This window comes from Solibacillus faecavium (assembly GCF_014836905.1).
GTDB lineage: Bacteria > Bacillota > Bacilli > Bacillales_A > Planococcaceae > Solibacillus > Solibacillus faecavium.
On the sequence record NZ_JACSPZ010000003.1, the window covers coordinates 14956 to 38098 of the forward strand.

Consider the following 23143-nt stretch of genomic DNA (forward strand, 5'->3'; position numbering starts at 1 on the left):
TTATGGAGTGCTATGAAAAGGAAAGTCTATATATGTATGGAGGGGGAGTTATTATGACAGATGCATTAGATATGTCCAAATTTGAAAAACCAATGATTATACGAAATATGACAGTAGAGGATATAGATGCGATATTAGAAATTCAGCGCATATCTTTTCCAGGTATGGAGCCGTGGGAGCGGGCACATTTATATAGTCATTTAACAATTTTCCCAGAAGGACAAATTGTTGCAGAGTTAGATGGAAAGGTGATCGGTTCATGCTCGAGCTTACGTATAAACTTTGATGAATACGACGATCGCCATACGTGGAACGATATTACAGATAACGGCTTTATCACAAATCATGATCCAAATGGTTATAATTTATATGGAATCGAAGTAATGGTGCATCCAGAATATCGCCGTATGAAGGTAGGACAAAGACTTTATGAGGCACGTAAGGACTTGGCTCGTACACTCAATTTAAAGTCTATTATTATTGGAGGGCGTATTCCGAATTATCATGTACATTCGAATGAGATGAGTCCACGTGAATATGTAGACGCGGTAAGCCGCCATAAAATATATGACCCAGTACTAACATTCCAAATGATGAATGGCTTTATTTTAATGCGTATAAATCCGAATTATTTAACAGATGATGTTGCATCAGGAAAGTACGCAACGTTATTGGAATGGCATAACGTAGATTATCGTCCGCTCTCGAAGCGTCACTTTAAAACAAGTTATCCAGTACGTATTTGTGTTGTCCAATATATGATGCGTGCGATTGATTCCTTTGAGGACTTTGCAAAACAGTGTGAGTACTTTGTTGATGTAGGCTCTGATGCGGGTTCAGACTTTGTCGTATTCCCGGAAATTTTCACGACACAATTAATGAGCTTTTTAAATGAAAAATCACCTTCGCAGGCAGTCCGTAAACTGACAAAGTATACACCTGAATACATTGAATTATTTACAAGCTTAGCGGTTCGCTACAATGTGAATATTATTGGCGGTTCCCATTTTGTCGAGGAAGAGGACGAGGAGATTTACAATATCGCTTATTTATTCAGACGTGACGGGACGATTGAAAAACAATATAAAATTCACATTACACCAAATGAGCGTAAATGGTGGGGAATCAGTAATGGCGATAAGGTCCGTGTATTTGATACCGACTGCGGGAAAATCGCAATTCAAATTTGCTATGATATTGAGTTTCCGGAACTTGCCCGAATCGCAACAGATATGGGCGCGAATATTATTTTCACACCGTTCTGTACAGAAGACCGCCAAGGCTATTTACGCGTGCGCTACTGTGCTCAGGCACGTGCAGTTGAAAACCAAATTTATACAGTTATTTCTGGAACCGTGGGGAACTTGCCTGAAACGGAAAATATGGATATTCAATATGCACAATCAGGCATTTTTGCACCAAGCGATTTTGAATTTGCCCGAGACGGCATTGTAGGCGAAACAAGCCCGAACTTAGAAATGGTTCTCATTGGAGACGTCGACTTGGAAATTTTACGTCGCCAGCGTCAAGATGGGACAGTAAAGCATTTAAAAGACAGACGTCATGACGTATATCGTGTTGAATATTTAAAGTAAATTTAAGGGGAATTCTGCTATTGTAAAAGATAGCAGAATTTTTTTTGGACTGAACGAAACGTATGTTACAAATGTCTAATAAGTAGGGAGGTGTCTTTCATGGATGAGCAGGAACTTATAAAAAGTGCGATTGCTGGTAACGAACTAGCAATTGTTGAAATGTTAGAGAGCTATGAAGACGGATTTTATAAAATAGCTTTTGCATATTTGAAAAACGAATATGATGCAGTCGATGCGATTCAGGAAATGACGTACCGTTGCCTAAAAAAAATACATACAGTCAAACAACCCGAATATTTGCAGACATGGCTTATTCGTATTTTGATTAATATTTGTCTTGATATGAAAAAGAAACAAGCTCGTTATGATTTGAAGGAAGATATAGAAATACCGAATGAAGAGGTCCATCCTTTAGAGCTTGCAGATGTTATAGCAGAGCTGCCGATTGAACAGCAAGAACTTATATATTTACGATTTTTTAAAGATTTAAAAATGAAAGACATCGCTCAAATTCAACAAGTATCAGAAGGAACAATTAAATCTCGTTTGCACCATACGCTTAGAAAACTTCGAGGGATTTTAATAGAAAGAGGTGAACGATAATGGATGATAAGCTAAAGGAATATTTAAATAAGCTTAACACCCCAAATGAAGCATTAGGAGCAGCGAGAGCCCAAGCAATCATGAAAAAAAGAGCGGACCAAAAAAGGCGAAATTATTGGACAGCTACCATTATCTCAGCTGCAGTCATCTGTCTTTTTATTTTGTCCATACGTTTTTCACCGACAATCGCATATGCCGTATCAAAGGTACCGGGATTAGAAACGATTGTCGAGCTCATTTCTCATAATAAGGGAATCGAGGATGTGTTGGAGCAAGGATATAATGAGGAAATTTATGCATCAGCTGAACTAAATGGGGTCAAGGCAGTAATTGAAGAGGTTATAGCAGATGAAACAGGAATGTTCATTATGTATCGGTTAAGCAGTGAACAGGATTTGAATGACTATAAGAATGTAAATTTAGAAGTATTTCAAAATGGCGAGCCTGTAAAAGCAGGTGTGTCCTATAGTACATTTATAGATGAAGAAACGTATGAATTTGCCAGTAAGATTGAAGTTGTTTCAGCTGAAGGAATGGACTACAGCAATCCAAACTTTGAAGTTCAATTTATATTAAAAGAAGGCACAATACATGTACCGTTCGAATTAAAAAATGAAATTAAGAAAACAAAAGTATATGCAGTTAATGAACAGCTAGAAATAGAAGGGCAACGTTTTACTGTTAAAGAAGTTCGGATTTCACCAATACGGGTAGGGATTGAAATTGCGATTGACCCGAATAATGACAAGCGTATATTAAGCTTTAATTCAATTGAGCTGTTGGATGAAAATAATGAAATTTGGAGTAAGGTTTCGAGTGGCATAACGGGTATGGGGGCTACGGATGAAAATGTAATGACCCATTATTTACAAAGTAATTATTTTAGAGAACCTAAGTCACTGACGTTAAAGATTTCTGAAGTGGAAGCTTTACCTAAAGGGCAGGATTATATGGAAGTTGATTTTGAGAAGCAAGAGGTAATTTTTGCTCCTGATTTTATTGATTTATCAAAAGTTGAAGTGTATCCAAAACAGTTGAGAGTACAATATAAGGCAGCAAACATGAAACATTACCGTCAACTATTGTCTAATGCGATTGATGCGACAGGCAGAGAATTAAGTGAAAGAACATCCTCCATCTCGGAAATGGATGAAAAGCATCATGAATTTACTATTAGCTATGATATTGAAAAATACACAAATCCCGTTAAAATTTATTTTTATAGTTATCCTTCTTATTTAGATGGAACAGCGGAAATTAAAATTCCTATGCAAAATTAACTTGTAAGTAAAAAGTGTCCCGTTTAATTAGGGGACACTTTTTTCATTCAAAAGTATGAGGTGTATAGCGGTGCGAACTGATTAAATGGAATGGTATGATATAGAAAAGTGAATGATGCAAAGGAAGAGTCAGAATGACAAAAGACCATTCGAATATTGCAATATTGAAAGAGATTGCAGAGCTATTAAATGAAGAGACCGAAATGATTCCAATGTTAAATGGGGCACTTTCAAAATTTTTAAGTGGAACAAAATTTGAGACAGGTTGGATTTTCTTTATTGATGAAAGAGGAAAATCGGAGCTTGTAGTGAAGCAAAACTTACCGGATGCACTTAGCTACAATGATTGTCAGCATTTAAAGCGCGGTGGATGCTGGTGTGTGTCACGCTTCCGCAATGAGGAACTGGAAAAAGCTTCGAATATTATTGAGTGCCAACGAATTGAAAGCGCGATAGAAGCGAATGTTGGCGAGCATAGCGACATTACACATCATGCGACAGTACCATTGCAATCCGGTCAGGAACGTTTTGGATTACTAAATGTTGCATCGAGAAATACAGTACGCTTTAGCGATGAGGATCTGGACTTACTGGAATCAGTCGCATTTCAAATGGGCTCTGCGATAAAGCGCATATATTTAACAAATGAACAGCAGGAAATTGCCCTTGTGCAGGAGCGAAATCGCTTGGCTCGGGATTTACATGATTCTGTTAATCAGTTGCTCTTTTCGGTAACTTTAACTGCAAGAGCAGGGATTGAAATGAGCGAGCAGCCGGATATTAAGGAAACGTTTAAAGACATCCAACAGCTTACACAAGAAGCCCTGACAGAAATGCGTGCACTTATATGGCAATTGCGTCCAAAAGGATTGGAAAGTGGACTCATTGAAGCGATAAAAGTATATGCTGAAATGCTGAATTTGAAATTGGCGGTCAATGTTTCGGGTGTTATCCAATTTCCTTCAAGAATAGAAGAAACGCTATTTAGAATTGCGCAGGAGGCATTAAATAACGTGCGTAAACATGCTGGCGTTACACAAGCAGAAATTTATATTAGCGTAACAGCTACGGATGTATTACTCGTTGTTAAAGATGAAGGGCAGGGCTTTAATATTGAGGCTCATCGCCATATACCTTCAATTGGATTGCAGTCAATCGTTGACCGGGTCCATGCAGTAGGTGGGACTGCTGATTGGGTAAGTGAGATCGGAAAAGGGACAGAGTTATTAATTCGTTTACCATACTAGGGGGAGTTCGATGATACGCGTATTAATTGCAGATGATCATCATGTTGTACGTAGAGGGCTATTATTCTTTTTAAAAACACAAAAAGATATCGAAGTTGTAGGGGAAGCTAAAAACGGTCTAGAAGCAATTGAGCTAGTAGAGAAATTTGCGCCGCATATCGTACTTATGGATTTGGTCATGCCAGAAATGGATGGTATTCAGGCGACAAAAAAAATAAAAAGTAAGTGGCCGGATACGAAAGTACTTATGCTCACAAGTTTTTCGGATAAGGACCATGTGCTGCCGGCGATGGAAGCTGGTGCATCAGGCTATCAATTAAAGGATATTGAGCCAGATGATTTAGTAGAGTCGATTCGGCAAATTATGCGCGGCGAAAATACAATTCATCCGGAAGCTACATCACAATTAGAAGAAGGGCTTCGAGAAGACGAAAATAAGCCTCATATTTTAAATCCGCTTACACCAAGGGAAAAGGATGTACTGGCTGAATTGACAAAGGGGAAAAGCAATAGAGAGATTGCTTCATCACTTTATGTAACAGAAAAAACTGTGAAAACACATATTTCCAACATTTTTACGAAGCTTCAAGTTCAGGATCGTACCCAGGCAGCTCTTTACGCTGTGAAGCATAATTTAACCGAAACGAACGATGGATAAGTTCACAAATTAAAAAGAACGCACCTTTTAATACTAAAAGGTGCGTTCTTTTTGAATTATACTTCTTCGTCTATTGCTTCAATTTCAGGAAGTTTAGTTACTTCTAAGTATAAAATATGATGTCCATCCAATTCGGTAACTTTGAATTGATAACCTTGTTCTTCAATGGTATCGCCTACTTGCATATCAAAACGCTGTGTCATAAACCAGCCGCCGATTGTATCGATATCTTCATCTTCAATTGTTGTCCCTAAAATATCATTCATATCTTGCAATAACATTTTAGCATCAAAAATGTAGTGATCTTTTGCGATCTCCTGAATTTCAGGAATTTCATCTTCATCAAACTCATCTTGAATATCACCGATAATTTCTTCAATAATATCTTCAATCGTTACTAAACCGGAAGTACCACCGTATTCGTCCATTAAAATAGCTAGGTGAATACGTTCATTTTGAATTTTTAATAATAAATCACTAATTGGAATCGTTTCAATTACACGAATAACCGGCTGCATATATTCCTCAACAAGCTTATCGCCATTTGCAGGGTCTTTAATGTAAGCTGTCAATAAATGCTTCATATTGACAAGGCCAATGACATGGTCTTTGTCACCGTCTGTAATTGGGTAGCGTGTATATTGCTCAATCCCCATTACTTCAAATACTTCGCGAATTGTTTGACCTTTTTCAATACTGATTATTTCAGTTCGAGGTACCATTATCTCCTTCGCAATGCGATCAGAAAACTCAAAAATACTGTTAACGTATTCATATTCGGAGTGGTTAATTTCCCCACCCTTAAAGCTGTCTGATAAAATCATGCGAAGCTCTTCTTCAGAGTGCGCTTCTTCAGATTCAGAAATCATTTTTAAGCCGAAAAGCCCTGTTAATGCACGTGCCGACCCGTTCAATGTACGGATAAATGGATACATGATATTATGGAATAGTATTATTAATCCTGATAGCTTTAATGTTACAGCTTCTGCTTTTTGAATAGCGAGAGTTTTTGGTGCTAATTCCCCTACGACAACGTGTAAAAACGTTACGAGTGAGAAGGCAACAATAAATGAAAGAACAGATGTGATACTACCGCTTAAGCCGAAGAACTCGAATAGTGGATGAAGAAGAATTTCAAAAGTCGGTTCTCCTAACCATCCTAGTCCTAATGCAGTAATCGTAATTCCTAGCTGACAAGCAGATAAATACTCATCTAAGTTTGAAATTACCTTTTTTGCTCTAATTGCAGGTTTGTTACCCTCTGCAACGAGCTGGTCAATTCTTGTTGTCCTTACTTTAACTATTGCAAACTCAGTTGCAACGAAAAATGCCGTAGCGGCAATTAAGATAGCAAATGCTATCAACCTAATGGTTAGTTCGATTCCTATGTCTACGTCCAACTATATTCCCTATTTGCGGCGCAAATGAGCGTGGCAAATAAAGAGTACACCTCCTAAAAAAATTTTAATAATATAATCATAAAATATTTACGTAAAAAAAACAATTTTTCAATTTGAAATTTGAGGAAATAATTTGTTTTTAATTACTGGAGAAATTGTAGGGTTATTTAAAATTTAAATAATATACAATTGAATTAATAGAAAATTGAAATTTTAGAAAATATATGCTAATGTGAAGAAGTAGATAGTGATAATTTAGTAGACGGGAAATATAAAAAATAGCCAGCAAATACATATACCCGTAGCCAGCTACTAAATTATGATTAGCTCGAAACGCGCATAAAAGTGGGAGCATCCGAATAAATAATCGGATGCTCCCACTTTAATTTTTTATTCATATACGTGAAAAAGCATTAATTCATGAATCACTTTTTCAATATTTTCTCTTTGGTCTTCTGAAGGACCTTCACCAATAAATTGAATACTACCATCTTTATAATACTCTGCTGCATAACGATTCTGCTCAAAGAAGAAACTAATTGACCAACCCGGTATTTGACTATTTTCAAATAGGGGCTTAAAGCTAAAATGTTGAATCATGAAACTTCCCTCCCTATTTAATCGTACAGAAAGTAGTACATTGTTGCAATTTATCTTTTAAAAAATTAATAATAGAACATACACATGTTGAAGAAAGAGTGAGCAAAATGGGAGAATTTATTTCGTTATTATTCCTGCTTGGTGTTGTAGGTGCTGCTGTTGGTGCAGCGACAAACTATATGGCGATTAAGATGTTATTTAGACCGTATAAGCCAATATACTTTAAAAAGTGGAAGTTGCCATTGACGCCTGGCTTGATTCCAAAGCGTCGAGAAGATTTGGCGATTCAGCTCGGAAAAACAGTTTCAGAGTACTTACTGACACCTGAAACGATTAAAAAGAAATTTTTATCTGAGGAAATACGCACAAATGTTTTAACCTACGCACAAAATAAAGTAGCGCAAGAAGTATTTACAAATGAGAAAACAATTAATGATTGGATTCATTTAGCTGGTTTTACACAATTACCACAATCTGTTGAGGGAAAAGTCAATGACATTATCCATACTCAATTTATTTCCGTAAAAAATACATTATCTACGAAATCAATTAGAGAGTTATTACCTGATGATTTGGAGCCGGTATTGGACCGGAAAATTGATGAAGCGGTCATACAAATTTTGAAAAAGGGCGAAGATTATTTTTCGTCACCAGAAGGTACGATGACAATTAAAAATATGCTGGATGACTTCTTATCGACAAAAGGCTCTTTTGGTGGGATGATTCAGATGTTTTTAGGGGATTCTTCATCACTTGTTGATAAAGTCCAAAGGGAACTCATAAAGTTTCTCCAGGCGCCAGGAACCGCTTCGCTTTTACACCGTATTTTCATAGCAGAATGGGAAAAAATTAAAAATCGTCCTGCAATGGACTTTATGAATGATGTGAATTTTGATACGATTGAAGCTAATGTCCAAAGCTATGCAAAAAATGCACTCGCATTGGAAACACGCCTGGATAAAACAATTAATGACTATTGGCCAAAAGGGAAAGAGTGGGCTACTAATGATTTACTTCCGAAAATAATGGATAAAGCATTTTTAGCTGCTGAAGGAAAACTTGAAGACGTATTAAAACGTCTGAATTTAGCTGGAGTTGTCCGTGAGCAAGTAGATTCCTTCCCGATTGCCAAATTAGAAGAGCTCGTACTAGGTATTATTAGTAAAGAGTTAAAGTTAATTACATGGCTAGGCGGTATTATAGGTGGTCTTGTCGGGATCATACAAGCGTTAATCGTCTTTATGACGAACTAAAATTAGAAAGTAGGACTATTACATGATCAATATTTATGAAGATATTAATAAATTGGAAGCAACATTCCGCAAGACTGATGAGTTTCAAAATTTACAAAAGGCAGTAGAAACAGTACGTGAAGATGAAGAGGCTAAAGTTTTGTTTACAAACTTCCGTGATGTTCAATTGAAGATGCAAGATAAACAAAATGCTGGTGAAGAGATTACTGAAGAAGAATATGTATTTTTACAGAAAACAGCGCAACTTGCTCAACAAAATGTGAAAATTTTAGAAATGCTTGAAGCTGAAATGGCATTAAGTGCTGTGATTCAAGAAATTAATCGCATTATTACACAGCCAATCCAATCTTTATACGATGGACTATAAAAAGGAAGAGGAGCACAGTTATACTGCGCTCCTTTTTTATTTTGCAATTAAAAAGTGAAAGTTTGTTTAATAAGAAGTGTCAAATAATATATGTAATAATTCATTTTTCTCTTATAGAGGTTTTTTTGTTACAATGAGATAGATTTTTATTATTTAAAATTAAGAAAGTAGAGAAATATTATGAAAACAATTCATATAAATGAACAGTTTAAAGAAGATTGGACTCGTGTTCTTAATCATATAGCAAATTTATTTTACGAAGACTCCGTTATTCAAATTGAGCAGGACGGTTCGGATATGTCGATTGAATTTAACAAAGCAATCGATGAAAATTTTACGATTTCTACTTATGCCAAACTTCTAGTGGATGGTCAAGAATATACGAGTGATTATTCCATTCAGTATACGACAGAAGGAACTGAGAAAGAGCAAAACATCCGGATGAAACGTGCATTGTCCCATGTCATGCTTGATGTACTTGAACAATATTCAGGTATGGTACAGCAATGGGGGATACTGACAGGAGTACGTCCAACAAAGCTTTATCATAAATATCGTAAAGCCGGTATGAATGATGAACAGATTGCCGCGGTACTAAAAGAGGATTACCGAATTTCAGATCAAAAGATCGCATTGATGAAAGCGATTGTTGAGCGACAACTTACGATTATTCCTGATTTGGATGAGCTTGGAAAGGAAATTTCAATTTATATTGGGGTACCGTTTTGTCCGACAATGTGTGCTTATTGTACATTCCCGGCCTATGCGATCCAATCAAATCGTAAGGCAGGACGGGTAGAAAAATTTATCGATGGCCTTCACATTGAACTACGTGAAATGGGTAAATGGCTGACAGAAAAAAATATGCGCATTACTTCGATTTACTGGGGTGGGGGCACACCGACTTCTATTGAGGCGCATGAAATGGATGCATTATATAAAACAATGTTTGATGCATTCCCGAATCCCGAGTCCATTCGTGAAATTACGGTAGAAGCAGGACGCCCGGATACAATTACACCGGAAAAAATCGAAGTGCTGAAAAAATGGGGGATTGACCGTATTTCCGTTAACCCGCAAAGTTATACGCAAGAAACATTAAAAGCAATTGGCCGCCATCATACTGTTGAAGAAACTGTAGAAAAGTTTTGGCTATCACGCAATTCCGGTATGAACAATATTAATATGGATTTGATTATCGGTTTGCCAAATGAAGGCATTAAAGAATTTAAACATTCTTTGGAAGAATCGGCTAAAATGCAACCGGAAAGCTTAACTGTTCATACATTGAGCTTTAAACGTGCTTCCGAAATGACTCGAAATAAGGATAAGTATAAAGTTGCCGACCGTGAGACAGTTGGGGAAATGATGCAGATGGCAACAGAATGGACAGCTGCAAATGGCTATGTACCGTATTATTTATACCGCCAGAAAAATATTCTAGGTAACTTAGAAAATGTCGGCTATTGTAAACCGAAAGAAGAGTCGATCTACAATATTGTCATTATGGAAGAAGTACAAACAATTTTAGGTATTGGCTGTGGGGCATCCTCAAAGTTTGTGCATCCCGAAACAGGAAAGATTACACAATTCCATAATCCGAAAGATCCTGCCGCATACATTCTGACATTTGAAGAATCAATTGCAAAGAAAATAGCTATTTTAGAGGAGCTATATTCTTGATTAGTTAGGTCCTATACAAATAGCACAGCCACTTTCTGAGGTATGTGCTATTTGTTGTTTTTACCTAGTGGAGAAACAGGAAACGATTGTCATCACACCAGATTGGGTATCATATGAAATAGATACACGGCAGTGTCCAAGTTAGCTTGTAAGTAAAAATATGTGAAGAGACTTTTGCATTTTAAACAGTAAAGGTATAATGCTGACTGCAATGAAAGTAATACCAAATGAATAAAAGCGAAGGGGGAGATTGTAAGTGAATGACAATAAGTATACGCTGGATCGATTTGAAGGAGATTATGCAATTTTTTTAAAACGTACTCAAGAAACGGACCAACTTTTAATCCAACGTGATGAAATTTCAGTAGAAGTGAAAGAAGGCGACATTGTAGAAATTCAAGATGATGGCTTTGCGTATACGATTAGATTATTACCGGAAGAAACAGCTAATCAAAAACAGCGTGTCAACAATCTATTAGAGCAATTAAGAAATAAGAACAAATAAGTTTTGGCGCAGTACGTTAACGGTTGATTTGAAAAGTTAGAAAAATCAAAAAGTAACAGAAACTAGACGCTTCTATATGGTAGAATATATGAGTACATATATTAATTTTAGGAGCATAACAATGGCAATTAAAACAATTATATTCGATTTAGATGATACTTTATTATTTGATCAAAAATCAGTAAAAACGGCATTTGAAAAAACGTGTGACTATGCAGCAACTATAAAAAATGTAGACTCCCGAGAATTGGAAGAGGCGGTCAAAGTGGCGGCACGTGGATTGTATGAAAGCTATTCTACATACGACTACACAGTCTTAATCGGAATAAACCCTTTTGAGGGGCTTTGGGGGACATTTGATGATCCTACACCACAATTTCAACAGATGAAGGAAATTGTGCCTGTATATCGTGCCCAAGCTTGGACAAACGGCTTAGCAGCAATTGGGATTGAAGATGCTGAACTAGGCGCGGAACTTGGAGAGCGTTTTGTTGAGGAACGTAAAAAAGCCCCGTTTTTCTATGAAGATACTTTTGAGGTGTTAGATCAATTAAAAGGGAAATACGAGTTAATTTTACTTACAAATGGAGCACCAAGCCTACAAAATTTAAAGCTGGAGATTACACCTGAAATTGTCCCTTATTTTGACCATATCGTTATTTCAGGAGACTTTGGTAAAGGTAAGCCAGATGCTTCTATTTTCGAATTTGTTATGGATAAAGCAGGTTTAACAAAAGATGAAGCCATTATGGTGGGGGATAACTTAATGACGGACATTTTAGGTTCATCTCGTGTCGGCATGCGGAACGTTTGGATTAACCGTGAAAACAAACCTAAAAACCCCGATGTAGTGCCAACTTTTGAAGTGACATCATTAACGGAGTTTTTACAGCTATTAAAATCGATATAAAATTAAAACGCACTGTTCATTCGGTGCGTTTTTATTTTGTTCATAAGAATGAATTTTCTGAATATTTATGTTATCATAATTAATAAGAAACTAATGAAAGAGGTTCTTCCTATGGGAAATGCTAATACATACCGCTGTGAAAACTGTAACCGTACAAATGAATCTATCCAAGTGAATAGCGTGACATTAGCTCATCATACGGCAAACCTTTGTTTAACTTGCGAACATGTACTTACTTTACCTAAAAATGAAGACCGCTTTTTCCAACTCATACGTAATAAAAAGAGACAGCACTCCAATAGTGAGATGCAAAAGGCGCACCGGATTTTAACGGCCTTTATTGCAGTTGGTGTTTTGTTTTTAGTTGTAATTGCAGCATTGGCTGTAACACAAAACAATGGCTTCACTACTCAAGCATTTCAGGAAATACAGTTAGATCCGATGATTCAGCAATTGACGTTCTTACATTTAAAATCATTCTATTAAAATATACAGTATAGGAATCACAATAAAGAGCATCGCAAATTTTTCAATTGTTTGCGATGCTTTTTCTTTAGTTCTTTTAAACAACTCGAATCATTGCTTTTTTAGTAATTCTGAAACTGTCACAAATGTATAACCTCGTATTTGTAAATCAATAAGTATTGTTTCTAATGCATCTGCAGTTGCTTGGTGAATATCATGCATTAATATGATGCTACCGTTGTTTACTTGTTCCTCTATAGCAAGCGCCGTTTTTTCCGGATCGCGGTGTTTCCAATCCAGTGTATCAATTGTCCACATTACGTTTGGTACTTTTAACTGCTTTATAATGGTTTCATCATAGCTCCCATAAGGCGGACGGAAAGCCGTTGCTTTTTTACCTATAACAGATTTAATTAACTCATCCGTTGATTGAATTTGATGATTCACTTCTTTTTGAGACAATGTTGTCAGCTTTTCATGATTGTATGTATGATTGCCAATTTCATGGCCTGCTTCATATACTTCCTTTAAAACTTCAGGGTACTTCACCACTTCTTGGCCAATAACAAAAAATGTAGCTTTTGCATTATACTTTTCAAGTGTTTTTAATATTTGCCTCGTCACTTTCGGGTGGGGACCATCATCAAATGTTAAGGCAATTTTTTTTCCGTTCACAGGTGGCACCGCTTTAGGTTTGGATGGCTTCAGAGGTACAGTTTTTTGTGCAGGAGTCGTTAAACCATTCATAGGCACATAGCCAGATAGACTCTCAGATGTGACAAACGCCCAGCCCCTTAAGTTTGTAAACATTGTGACATTACTGTTTTTACGTAAAGTCCCTATTTCATCACTCGATGAGCTAGCAATAGACCGGACTACTAAATCTTTTGTAGGTTTTACCTTCATCTTTTTTCCAGTAGGCTTTATGAGAGCATGCTTATTTACATACCCTGCCAGGCCACCGTATTTTATGAATACAAAGTCGGTAGAGTTAGATCCGTACAGTTCAACAATACTATTTAAATAAAGTTTTCCGATAGACCCGCTGTGTTGTTTATTCGTCACGCGGACAAGCGGTTCTTTTTGGGATTTAACGAGCATGTACTGGGGAGAAACCGATTTTAAATACTCACTCTTTATAAAGCCAATTACCGTTTTATACTGAATTTTCGTCCAACCTTCAGTTTCAGCTAATACGATAATAGGGGTCGCCTTTGATAGAGAAATAATCTTTTCCTGCAGATTTTCTTTTAATACTTCGGTTTCTATCGTTGTTAGTTTAATTATGGCTGAAGGAGCAGCGGAAGCATTTTCGACATTTACTGTAAAAAAGCCAATTAAACAAAAAATCATAAAATAAAAATGGAATACTTTTTTCAACTTAATTCCCCTTTAGTAATATAAAAATACGCGAGTAAAGTGAAAGTAGAAAGGAGGAATAGTGTAGATTAATTCACTTTCTCTAAAACCTATAAATTATTTATACTGACTTAAAACAAAGAGATACCATTACATTTAAACATATGTACTGTAAATGAAATTATGAAAACAAAAAAGGGGCTGTACCCGAAAGCTAGTTATTACGAAGAAAGGCTTTGTTAAAGGTAATGTTTACTTTAACAAAGCCCCGTAGTTAAGTTTAAAGTGAAATAGCTTTTACTTCATCAATGTTTTCGAGCTGTGCTACGAACAGTAAATCTTCTGTAGTCACTTCGTTATCAACAACTAGCATCATAACAGCAGATCCGCCAATTTGATCGCGTCCTACTTGCATTGTGGCAATGTTGATATTCTTTTCAGCTAATTTAGTAGCGACACGTCCGATAGAACCTGGTTTATCTTGGTTTTTAATATAAAGAAGATTTCCGTTAGGGATAACGTCTACTACAAATCCTTCGACTTTTACGATGCGGGCACCTAGACCATTTAATAAAGTCCCTGCTACTGTATGTGTTTCAGTTTCTGTAACGATTTCAACTGTAATTAAGTTTGTAAAACCTTTTGCTGTTGTTGTTTTATGTTCATTTATTTGAATGCCGATACGTTCTGCTAAATAACGTGCATTAACATCATTTACGTGAGAGCCGTGGTTTGTAGAAAGTAGTCCTTTAATGGCATTTGCCGTTAATGGGCGAACATCAAAGTTTGCGACTTCACCAGCGTATGAAATATTTAATTGTTGAATGCTTTCTTCAGTAACTTGAATTAAAAACTTTCCAAGCTTTTCTGCTAATGCGAAGAATGGCTCAACTTCTGCAAGCTTTTCTTTTGGAATAGACGGCATATTTACAGGGTTTGTTACTGTACCTGTTTTAAAGAACTTAATAATGTCGTTAGAAACATCAACTGCAACTGACTCTTGCGCTTCTACTGTAGATGCGCCTAGGTGAGGTGTAGCAATAACTTGTGGCAATGTTAATAGCTTATGATCTGTTGCCGGTTCCTGAACAAATACGTCTAGTGCAGCACCAGCTACTTTACCTTCGACAATAGCATCGTATAAATCATCCTCATTAATAATGCCGCCGCGCGCACAGTTGATAATGCGAACACCGTCTTTCATGATTGCAAAACGTTCCTTGTTAATGATATTACGTGTTTCTGGTAATAACGGCGTATGAACTGTTACAAAGTCAGCTGCAGCACATACTTCATCCACAGTACCCTTTGTAATACCTAATTCTTTAGCACGGTCTTCCGTTAAGAATGGATCATATGCGATAACATTCATACGTTGGCCTTTAGCGCGGTAGGCTACTTCTGCCCCAATACGTCCCATACCGATAACACCAAGTGTCTTATTCTTAAGCTCTACACCTACATAAGATTTACGATCCCATTTTCCATTTTTTAATGTGTTGAACGCTTGTGGAATAAAACGTGCAAGTGACGTCATCATGGCGATTGTATGTTCAGCCGCAGAGTTTGTATTACCATCTGGAGCATTTACAACGATAATTCCATGTTCAGTTGCTGCATTTAAATCAATGTTGTCAACACCTACACCAGCACGACCAATAAGCTTTAAGTTTTTCGCTTTTTCAATTACTTCGCGTGTAACAGTAGTTTGAGAACGAACAAGTAATACGTCTACATCTACTATTTTTTTCATTAAATCTTCAGGTGCTAAACCTGTATCAACAATAATATTCAAATCTAGTTCTGTTTCTTGGCGTAATGGAAAAATACCGTCATCACTAAGTGGATCTGCAATAAATACATTAATTGTTTTTGTGCCTTGTTCGATTACTTCTGTTGTCATAATAAAATCTCTCCTCTAAATTCTTTATTAATTTACTGAAATGATTCAACAAAAAAAGCCTTCCGTCCCTTACGTGTAACGTAAGGGGCGAAAGGCATTCATTAAACAAATCGCGGTACCACCCTTATTCGTTGCCATAATATTTTGAAAAATATATGTACAACCTTATCCATATGCGTAACGTGCATGGGACGGAATAACCTACTGATAAATTTCAGCTATTCTATTCAAGAGTGGAGCGAATTCGAAGCATACACTGATTTACACCAACCATCAGCTCTCTTTGGTAATACATTCGAAAAGCATGTCTCTATCGTTATATTTTGCTGTGTTTAAGTTGATAACATCATAAACCCGATTGTTCACCTTTGTCAACGGAGTTTTTAGAATAATTTGAGTAATTTTCTTTTTGTTTAATAAATAAGTGCTTTAAAGCGAACTATTTTAATTGATTATTAATTGAATGTTCGGATTTATTATTTCCTATGTAAGCGCTAACGATGTTGATATAATAAGATTTAATTAAATTTACAGAAAATTTATGACTTTTCAAAATAATCATTAAAATTTATTTTTTATTTTGTGACATAATTTTGTCACGTTTTAAATTAAGCCTTTTTTTTATTGGAAAATAAATAGAAGGTGAAATGTAAAATAACTCGAAATGGTAATACATATGTACATATAAAGGGGGAGTAAAATATGCATTATGATGTAATCGTTATTGGAGCAGGGTTGGCTGGATTGACGGCAGCTTGTCAACTAATCGACGCGAAGAAAAAGGTGCTGCTAGTCGACCAGGAGCCAGCAAATTCAATTGGGGGGCAAGCATTTTGGTCATTTGGAGGCTTATTTTTAGTTGATTCCCCTGAGCAAAGAAGGTTAGGGATTAAAGACAATAAAGAGCTTGCATGGCAGGACTGGCGTGGTTCGGCAGGCTTTGACCGTTTAGAGGATGAGGATCATTGGGCGTATGAATGGGCAAAAGCATATATCGATTTTGCTGCAGGAGAGAAATACAACTGGCTAAAATCCCAAGGCATTAATTTTTTCCCGGTCGTTGGTTGGGCAGAGCGAGGTGGCTCTTTAGCAGGGGGACATGGGAATTCTGTTCCGCGCTTTCATATCGTATGGGGGACAGGTCCTGCATTGGTAGAACCGTTTGCAAATAAAGTATTAAATGCCTCTGAAAAAGGGGATATTACCTATTTGCCGCGGCATCAAGTAACAGAGTTGATTACTGAAGATGGGACCATTACAGGTATTCGGGGAAATGTTTTGGAAAATAGTATTATTCGACGTGGTGAAGAAAGTTCGAGAGTAGTAGTAGATTCATTTGAGTATTTGGCAGATGCAGTAGTAGTAGCTAGTGGCGGAATTGGGGCGAATATCGAGTTGGTTAAGAAAAATTGGCCATCCAGACTCGGGACACCGCCAAACAGCATGGTGGCAGGAGTTCCAGCCTATGTAGATGGTAAAATGTTGGAGATTACTGAACGAGCTGGCGGTCGCATCGTCAATCGAGACCGCATGTGGCATTATACGGAAGGGCTGAAAAACTGGGAACCTATTTGGAATAATCACGGTATTCGCATATTGCCTGGACCTTCATCAATGTGGTTTGATGCATTAGGAAACCGTTTTACTGCTCCGAATTTTCCGGGTTTTGATACATTAAGTACACTTGAAGCGATACAGAAGACTGGATATGATTATTCATGGTTTATTTTGACTGAAAAAATAATTGAAAAAGAATTCGCTTTGTCGGGTTCAGAGCAAAATCTAGATTTAACAAAAAAGAGTATTAAAGATGTGTTGAAACGTGTTTTACCAGGACCGCCAAAAGCAATTCAGGATTTTAAGGATCATGGAGAAGATTTTGTAATTGCCGATAGTTTAAAAGATTTAGTGGAAGGTATGAATAAACTTGTAGGGAGTGATTTACTTGATTTCCTGCATATTAAAGAGCAGATATTGGCACGAGATCGGGAAATTGAAAATCCCTTTACAAAAGATGCACAAATTACAGCATTACATGGTGCTAGAAATTATATAGGGGATAAATTAATTCGTGCTGCAAAACCTCATAAAATATTGGACCCATCAGCAGGGCCATTAATTGCAGTACGCTTAAATATTTTGACACGAAAAACATTAGGAGGATTACAAACAAACTTAAACGGGCAAGTACTTAATGAGGAAGGAAATCCTATACCAGGACTTTTCGCTGCTGGTGAAGTGAGTGGATTTGGTGGTGGAGGCGTCCATGGCTATCGTTCATTAGAAGGGACATTTTTAGGGGGATGCTTGTTTACAGGCTTGCAAGTAGGAAAATATTTAGCTGTTGCCCATAAGTATTCGAGTATGACCTAAAAGTAATAAGGTCAGGCGCTGAAACATACAGTGTGACAGAGCTTGAGTCAATCACACGAACTATTATTTATATTGGTTTTGAAAAATTAAAGGGATATCATTTAGTTATGTCGAAATGAATGATTATTCATTTATAAGGGGTGTATGGAAATGAACTTTGAAACGATTAAATTGGAAATAGCAGAACGAAAAGCAACTTTAACATTAAATCGTCCGAATGCGATGAATGCAATGGATTTTACAATGATGCGGGAATTGGCCGACTGCTTCGAAGCATTACATAATGAAAAGGACGTCCAAATTCTGATAATTAAAGGAGAAGGGAAAGTCTTTTCAGCAGGAGGCGATGTGAAGAGGATGGTTGCCTCGAATGATTTTTCTGATTTTGGTACGATAATGGATGATATTGCACGTTTAGTCAGAGCATATTACACGCTTCCGATGATTACAATTGCACAAATTCATGGTGCTTCTGCTGGGCTAGGCTTTAGTTTGGCATTAGGAAGTGACATTATTGTTGCAGAACAATCAAGTAAACTGGCGATGAACTTTATCGGTATTGGTTTAATACCGGATGGTGCCGGCCACTTCTTTATGAAGGAACGTCTTGGTACAGTAAAAGCTAAGCAAATGATTTGGGAAGGGAAAGTAATGAATGGAGATGAGGCATTAGCGTTAGGTCTGATTGATTATAGTTGTCCAGATGGAACGGCATTAGAAACAGTTGATCAGCTCGTCGGGAAAGTACTGGCATCTCCAATTCTAGCAATGATTGAAACAAAATGTATTTTGCATGCTTCTAACCTCGGCCAATTGGATGAAATTCTGAAGGGTGAATCAGAGGGACAAGTGAAGATGCGACAAACAACAGATCATTTAGAAGGCATTAAAGCATTTGTAGAAAAACGTATGCCACAGTTTATAGGTAAATAATTACCAATGAAAAATCCACCATTTTGCTGAACGGCAAAATGGTGGATTTTTCGTTTTAAGACCAATAATTTGTAAAAAGAATAATCAGATAAAATTAAAATGCCCTACATGATAGGGCACCTCCGATTTATGTACGGTTAGTTTACACGTGGAATAAAATTAATTTGCCAGATGAGTTTACTAATCGATGTGTTTTTTCAGCAATACCTTTTTCTTCGATTTGCTTCTGGCCATCGATTTTTGCAGCGTCATCGTTTGCAAAAGTCCATACTTCATCGAATAAAGTTTCTCCTGTTTTCTCAAATGCAGTAAAACGATAATTCTCCATTTAAACCACCCTTTATAAGCAAGATAATATAATTATACTAGTAATTTTCGAATAATTCACGAAATAAAGCTTGTTTTGTAGAAAAAAGACGAAAGTAATGTCATTTAGATGAACAGTAATATAGTCTTTTAATCGATAAGTATTGCATATACATGTTACAATAAATTGTAATAGAGTTATAAAGGGGAGATTGCTTGTGAATGGAATTACAAAACTCCAACCGGGTGACCAAGTAGATCAATATTTACTAATTAAAGAAGCAAAAAAAGGTGTAACGACAGTTGGTAAACCATTCATGTCACTTATTTTACAAGACCGAAGTGGAGATATTGAAGCAAAGCTTTGGGATACAAATGAAGAACATGAAAATTTATATCGGGCTCAAGTAATTGTTAAAGTCGGTGGAGAAATTCACGATTATCGTGGAAAGAACCAGTTACGTGTAAAACAAATTCGCCCGACACGTGAAGAAGAGGGTGTTCAGATCAGCGACTTATTGCCGACATCCGCCATTCCGAAAGAACAGTTATTTGAAGAATTAAATCAATATTTCTTCCAAATTCAAAACCCAAATATTTCACGTCTCACGCGCTATATCGTGAAAAAATTTCAAGATCAAATAATCATATTCCCGGCAGCGACAAAAAACCATCACGACTATGCATCGGGTTTAATTGACCATGTCGTGTCCATGTTAAAATTAAGTGAGGCGATTTGTGATTTATATCCAACATTAAATCGTGACTTGCTATATGCAGGTGTTATTTTACATGATGTTGGTAAAGTGATTGAATTAAGTGGTCCTGTCGGTACAATGTATACAGTGGAAGGGAATTTACTTGGCCATATCTCGATCATGGTCAATGAAATCGGTCAAGCTGCACATGAACTGAAAATAGAAGGTGAAGAAGTGATGTTACTACAGCACTTAGTGTTGAGCCATCACGGAAAAGAAGAATGGGGCAGCCCTAAAAAACCAATGATTCAGGAAGCGGAAATTTTGCATTACATTGATAATATTGATGCGAAAATGAATATGCTTACACGTGCCTTGGATAAAACAAAACCAGGTGAATTTACAGAGCGCTTATTCCCATTGGACAATCGTTCATTTTATAAACCAACGTTATAAGAAAAAGCATGAGCCAAACCTTGGCTCATGCTTCTTTTAATTGCGGTTGTTTTTTTATAAGAATAACAAATAGACTTGCGAGGAAACAAAATCCTCCTGCCAGCAAAAAGGCCATTTTATATGAACCAAATGCGCTATAGAATACACCACCATAGTAGGCAGCTACAGCAGCCCCCACTTGGTGAAATGCCACCATCCAGCCGTACATCATGGCGCTTTTTTCTATACCGAAACGTTGGCGTGTTAAACCAATTGTCGGTGGGACAGTTGCAATCCAATCAAGCCCATAAAAAATGGCGAAAATCATTAGCCATGCATAGGAACCTGTGTCAAGTGCAAAGGGAAGTGCAAGTAATGAAAGCCCTCTTAAAGAATAATACCAAAATAAAAGCCAGCGATTATCAAAACGATCCGATAACCAGCCTGATAATGTAGTACCGATTAAATCAAATATCCCCATAAAGGAAAGCATTGCAGCTGCTGTAACGACAGGGATACCAAAGCTAATACAGTAAGATATAAAATGAGTTCCAATCAAACCACTCGTCGATAAACCACAAATAAAAAAACTGCCTGCCAATAGCCAAAATTCCTTTGCCTTCAATCCTTCAATAAGTGAAGCTACGGCCATTACAAAAGGATTCCCTGTTGAGCGCACAGGCTCTACTAGATCATCATTTCCATAAGGAGCAATCTGTCTTTCAATCGGATAGTTATACATAAAGATAGAGATAATAACGATCATCAATATGCTTAGTACAAAGATTAAAGCAATGGCTGCTTGCCATGAATAACGGTCTACTAAAGCCGCAAGTACCGGCAATAATATCAGCTGTCCTGTAGCAGTTGCAGCGGTTAAAATCCCTACTGCCAGCCCTCTACGTTTAACGAACCACCGATTTGCAACTTGTGTACTTAATACTGTTAAGAATAAACTAGAGCCGATGCCCATCATAATGCCCCATATAAGTATAAGCTGCCATTCTTTTTGCATGATGAAGGTACTGGCTAATGCGAGGGAAAGCAACGTCATTGATCCAAGCATCATACGCTTTAAGCCATATTTCTCAACGAATGCAGCCATAAAAGGACCTGAAAATCCATATAAAAATAAAGATACAGCAAATGCTAATGAAATCGAGGGGCGGCTCCAGCCAAATTCCTGCTCAAAAGGATTAATAAATACCCCAGCTGATGAGCGTATAATACCAGCTACAATAATCGATATAAATGTTACGGCTAGTATAATCCAGCTATAATGCCATTTTTTCATCATTATACCCCCCTATATACAAAAATGCCCCCATGATATTAGGGAGCATCTTCACTTTAGTTAATTCTATTGGTTATCTTGTTGGAATTTCACCATAAATTCAGAAAGGGCTAAGCAAGTTTCTACTGGTACAGCATTGTATGCAGAAGCGCGGCAGCCTCCTACAGAACGGTGACCATTTAAACCGACGAAGCCAGCTTCTTTTGCTTCAGCTAAAAATTTCTTTTCCAGCTCTTCGTCAGCAACGCGGAAAGTAATATTCATCAGTGAACGAGATTCTTCTGTTGCATGCCCGAAGTAGAAGCCGTTTGAATTGTCGATTGCGTCGTAAATATATTTTGCTTTTTCCTCGTTACGTTGCTCTATAACCTCTAATCCACCTTGATCTTCCATCCATTTTAAAACTTCACCTAACATGTAGATTCCGAAAGTAGGTGGTGTGTTGTATAAAGAATTATTTTTAGAATGAGTTGAGTATTTTAACATTGTAGGAATATTAGAGTTAGCACTTTCTAATAAGTCTTTACGAATAATCACTACTGTTACTCCAGATGGACCAAGGTTTTTTTGTGCCCCTGCATAAATCATTGCAAAGTTCGAAACATCTACTTTTTTAGATAAAATATCAGAAGACATATCTGCAATTAATGGAATATCACCTGTGTTAGGGAATGCCTTCCACTGAGTACCGAAAATCGTATTGTTTGATGTTAGGTGAACATATGCAGATTCTTTATCAATTTGGATGTCTGAAAGAGCAGGGATATTTTTATAGTTATTTTCTTTTGAACTTGCCGCTAAAACTGGTGTACCGAATAATGACGCTTCTTTAAAAGCCTTTTCTGACCAAGCACCAGTTTGAATATAGCTTGCTTTTTGATCTTCTTTTAAGAAGTTCATAGGAATCATGGAAAACTGTAGGCTTGCTCCACCTTGTAAAAATAATACTTCATAGTTTTCCGGTATTTCATATAGCTTACGCAGACGTGCAATTGCTTCATTATGTACTTCTTCAAATGCTGCACTTCGGTGACTTAATTCCATTACTGACATGCCAGTACCTTTAAAATCAACCAGTTCTGCTTGTGCTTTTTGTAAAACTTCAAGTGGTAATGCAGATGGACCTGCATTAAAGTTATATGCGCGTTTTGTTGTTATCGTCAATGGAAACACTCCTTATGTTAGTTAATTCATATAAGTAGATAATATACTCTTTTTATATTAATGTGTGAAAATTCTTTAAATTATTTTTCCAAAAGGCATAAATGAGAATAAC

21 protein-coding genes and 1 other annotated feature are annotated in these 23143 nt (G+C 36.8%); of the genes, 14 read left to right on the top strand and 7 right to left on the bottom strand.

Annotated elements, in window-relative coordinates:
* Positions 1 to 53 precede the first annotated feature (53 nt).
* From H9635_RS06985 to H9635_RS07005, 5 genes are all read left to right on the top strand, one after another.
* Complete coding sequence (locus tag H9635_RS06985; RefSeq protein WP_191699463.1) at positions 54 to 1595, top strand: carbon-nitrogen hydrolase family protein; 1542 nt, start codon at positions 54 to 56, stop codon at positions 1593 to 1595.
* 99 nt (positions 1596 to 1694) lie between these two features.
* Complete coding sequence (locus tag H9635_RS06990; protein WP_191699464.1) at positions 1695 to 2198, top strand: sigma-70 family RNA polymerase sigma factor; 504 nt, start codon at positions 1695 to 1697, stop codon at positions 2196 to 2198.
* Positions 2198 to 3478 (top strand): DUF4179 domain-containing protein, encoded by a 1281-nt coding sequence (locus tag H9635_RS06995; RefSeq protein WP_191699465.1) that lies wholly within the window; start codon positions 2198 to 2200, stop codon positions 3476 to 3478. The genes H9635_RS06990 and H9635_RS06995 overlap by 1 nt, the downstream gene beginning before the upstream one ends.
* A 134-nt stretch (positions 3479 to 3612) precedes the next feature.
* Entirely contained in the window at positions 3613 to 4725 is a 1113-nt protein-coding gene (locus tag H9635_RS07000) for a GAF domain-containing sensor histidine kinase (protein WP_191699466.1), read from the top strand.
* Positions 4726 to 4735: 10 nt separating this feature from the next.
* A complete protein-coding gene (locus H9635_RS07005; RefSeq protein WP_191699467.1) occupies positions 4736 to 5383 on the top strand; it encodes a response regulator in 648 nt (215 codons plus the stop codon).
* A 56-nt stretch (positions 5384 to 5439) separates the two neighbouring features.
* On the opposite strand, the gene H9635_RS07010 is transcribed toward H9635_RS07005, so the two are convergent.
* Together H9635_RS07010 and H9635_RS07015 are read right to left on the bottom strand one after the other, a co-directional pair.
* Positions 5440 to 6747: a hemolysin family protein gene (locus tag H9635_RS07010; protein WP_191699874.1), complete on the bottom strand. Its 1308-nt coding sequence runs from the start codon at positions 6745 to 6747 to the stop codon at positions 5440 to 5442.
* A gap of 426 nt (positions 6748 to 7173) precedes the next feature.
* The gene (locus H9635_RS07015) at positions 7174 to 7383 is read right to left on the bottom strand and encodes a YheE family protein (protein WP_191699468.1); all 210 of its coding nucleotides are present in this window, start codon (positions 7381 to 7383) and stop codon (positions 7174 to 7176) included.
* 107 nt (positions 7384 to 7490) lie between these two features.
* Here H9635_RS07015 and H9635_RS07020 point away from each other — a divergent pair, with 107 nt between their 5' ends.
* From H9635_RS07020 to H9635_RS07045, 6 genes are all read left to right on the top strand, one after another.
* Positions 7491 to 8636 carry a DUF445 family protein gene (locus H9635_RS07020; protein WP_191699469.1) on the top strand — a complete coding sequence of 382 codons (1146 nt, stop codon included), beginning with the start codon at positions 7491 to 7493 and terminating at the stop codon, positions 8634 to 8636.
* A 22-nt stretch (positions 8637 to 8658) separates the two neighbouring features.
* Positions 8659 to 9003: a YlbF family regulator gene (locus tag H9635_RS07025; RefSeq protein ID WP_191699470.1), complete on the top strand. Its 345-nt coding sequence runs from the start codon at positions 8659 to 8661 to the stop codon at positions 9001 to 9003.
* 180 nt (positions 9004 to 9183) lie between these two features.
* Positions 9184 to 10686 (top strand): coproporphyrinogen III oxidase, encoded by a 1503-nt coding sequence (locus H9635_RS07030; RefSeq protein ID WP_191699471.1) that lies wholly within the window; start codon positions 9184 to 9186, stop codon positions 10684 to 10686.
* Between the two features lie 256 nt (positions 10687 to 10942).
* A complete protein-coding gene (locus H9635_RS07035; protein ID WP_191699472.1) occupies positions 10943 to 11191 on the top strand; it encodes a DUF3006 domain-containing protein in 249 nt (82 codons plus the stop codon).
* Between the two features lie 121 nt (positions 11192 to 11312).
* On the top strand, positions 11313 to 12101 hold the full coding sequence (locus tag H9635_RS07040; RefSeq protein WP_191699473.1) for an HAD family hydrolase: 789 nt from the start codon (positions 11313 to 11315) through the stop codon (positions 12099 to 12101).
* Positions 12102 to 12212: 111 nt separating this feature from the next.
* On the top strand, positions 12213 to 12587 hold the full coding sequence (locus H9635_RS07045) for a DNA polymerase III subunit delta (protein ID WP_191699474.1): 375 nt from the start codon (positions 12213 to 12215) through the stop codon (positions 12585 to 12587).
* Positions 12588 to 12677: 90 nt separating this feature from the next.
* On the opposite strand, the gene H9635_RS07050 is transcribed toward H9635_RS07045, so the two are convergent.
* Both H9635_RS07050 and serA read right to left on the bottom strand, forming a co-directional pair.
* The gene (locus H9635_RS07050; RefSeq protein WP_225231178.1) at positions 12678 to 13919 is read right to left on the bottom strand and encodes a polysaccharide deacetylase family protein; all 1242 of its coding nucleotides are present in this window, start codon (positions 13917 to 13919) and stop codon (positions 12678 to 12680) included.
* A 286-nt stretch (positions 13920 to 14205) separates the two neighbouring features.
* Positions 14206 to 15828, bottom strand: coding sequence for a phosphoglycerate dehydrogenase (serA, locus tag H9635_RS07055; RefSeq protein WP_191699476.1), 1623 nt, complete (start codon positions 15826 to 15828; stop codon positions 14206 to 14208).
* Between the two features lie 80 nt (positions 15829 to 15908).
* Positions 15909 to 16154 (bottom strand) — a binding site (T-box leader).
* 376 nt (positions 16155 to 16530) lie between these two features.
* Between serA and H9635_RS07060 the strand changes: the two genes are divergently transcribed.
* Positions 16531 to 18201 (top strand): FAD-binding dehydrogenase, encoded by a 1671-nt coding sequence (locus H9635_RS07060; RefSeq protein ID WP_191699477.1) that lies wholly within the window; start codon positions 16531 to 16533, stop codon positions 18199 to 18201.
* 150 nt (positions 18202 to 18351) lie between these two features.
* Positions 18352 to 19134 carry an enoyl-CoA hydratase gene (locus tag H9635_RS07065; RefSeq protein WP_191699478.1) on the top strand — a complete coding sequence of 261 codons (783 nt, stop codon included), beginning with the start codon at positions 18352 to 18354 and terminating at the stop codon, positions 19132 to 19134.
* A gap of 142 nt (positions 19135 to 19276) precedes the next feature.
* On the opposite strand, the gene H9635_RS07070 is transcribed toward H9635_RS07065, so the two are convergent.
* The gene (locus tag H9635_RS07070) at positions 19277 to 19462 is read right to left on the bottom strand and encodes a YhzD family protein (RefSeq protein WP_191699479.1); all 186 of its coding nucleotides are present in this window, start codon (positions 19460 to 19462) and stop codon (positions 19277 to 19279) included.
* A 196-nt stretch (positions 19463 to 19658) separates the two neighbouring features.
* On the opposite strand from H9635_RS07070, the gene yhaM reads away from it, so the two are divergent.
* Entirely contained in the window at positions 19659 to 20594 is a 936-nt protein-coding gene (yhaM, locus tag H9635_RS07075; protein WP_191699480.1) for a 3'-5' exoribonuclease YhaM, read from the top strand.
* A 25-nt stretch (positions 20595 to 20619) separates the two neighbouring features.
* Here yhaM and H9635_RS07080 read toward each other — a convergent pair whose 3' ends face one another.
* Positions 20620 to 21867: an MFS transporter gene (locus tag H9635_RS07080; protein WP_191699481.1), complete on the bottom strand. Its 1248-nt coding sequence runs from the start codon at positions 21865 to 21867 to the stop codon at positions 20620 to 20622.
* A gap of 66 nt (positions 21868 to 21933) precedes the next feature.
* Entirely contained in the window at positions 21934 to 23031 is a 1098-nt protein-coding gene (serC, locus tag H9635_RS07085; RefSeq protein WP_191699482.1) for a 3-phosphoserine/phosphohydroxythreonine transaminase, read from the bottom strand.
* Between the last annotated feature and the right edge of the window lie 112 nt (positions 23032 to 23143).

Bases quoted from the DNA above. Each gene is read 5' to 3' on its own strand.
- H9635_RS06985 (WP_191699463.1), top strand. From the start codon at position 54: ATGACAGATGCATTAGATATGTCCAAATTTGAAAAACCAATGATTATA.
- H9635_RS06990 (WP_191699464.1), top strand. From the start codon at position 1,695: ATGGATGAGCAGGAACTTATAAAAAGTGCGATTGCTGGTAACGAACTA.
- H9635_RS06995 (WP_191699465.1), top strand. From the start codon at position 2,198: ATGGATGATAAGCTAAAGGAATATTTAAATAAGCTTAACACCCCAAAT.
- H9635_RS07000 (WP_191699466.1), top strand. From the start codon at position 3,613: ATGACAAAAGACCATTCGAATATTGCAATATTGAAAGAGATTGCAGAG.
- H9635_RS07005 (WP_191699467.1), top strand. From the start codon at position 4,736: ATGATACGCGTATTAATTGCAGATGATCATCATGTTGTACGTAGAGGG.
- H9635_RS07015 (WP_191699468.1), bottom strand. From the start codon at position 7,383: ATGATTCAACATTTTAGCTTTAAGCCCCTATTTGAAAATAGTCAAATA.
- H9635_RS07020 (WP_191699469.1), top strand. From the start codon at position 7,491: ATGGGAGAATTTATTTCGTTATTATTCCTGCTTGGTGTTGTAGGTGCT.
- H9635_RS07025 (WP_191699470.1), top strand. From the start codon at position 8,659: ATGATCAATATTTATGAAGATATTAATAAATTGGAAGCAACATTCCGC.
- H9635_RS07030 (WP_191699471.1), top strand. From the start codon at position 9,184: ATGAAAACAATTCATATAAATGAACAGTTTAAAGAAGATTGGACTCGT.
- H9635_RS07040 (WP_191699473.1), top strand. From the start codon at position 11,313: ATGGCAATTAAAACAATTATATTCGATTTAGATGATACTTTATTATTT.
- H9635_RS07045 (WP_191699474.1), top strand. From the start codon at position 12,213: ATGGGAAATGCTAATACATACCGCTGTGAAAACTGTAACCGTACAAAT.
- H9635_RS07050 (WP_225231178.1), bottom strand. From the start codon at position 13,919: ATGATTTTTTGTTTAATTGGCTTTTTTACAGTAAATGTCGAAAATGCT.
- serA (WP_191699476.1), bottom strand. From the start codon at position 15,828: ATGACAACAGAAGTAATCGAACAAGGCACAAAAACAATTAATGTATTT.
- H9635_RS07060 (WP_191699477.1), top strand. From the start codon at position 16,531: ATGCATTATGATGTAATCGTTATTGGAGCAGGGTTGGCTGGATTGACG.
- H9635_RS07065 (WP_191699478.1), top strand. From the start codon at position 18,352: ATGAACTTTGAAACGATTAAATTGGAAATAGCAGAACGAAAAGCAACT.
- H9635_RS07070 (WP_191699479.1), bottom strand. From the start codon at position 19,462: ATGGAGAATTATCGTTTTACTGCATTTGAGAAAACAGGAGAAACTTTA.
- H9635_RS07080 (WP_191699481.1), bottom strand. From the start codon at position 21,867: ATGAAAAAATGGCATTATAGCTGGATTATACTAGCCGTAACATTTATA.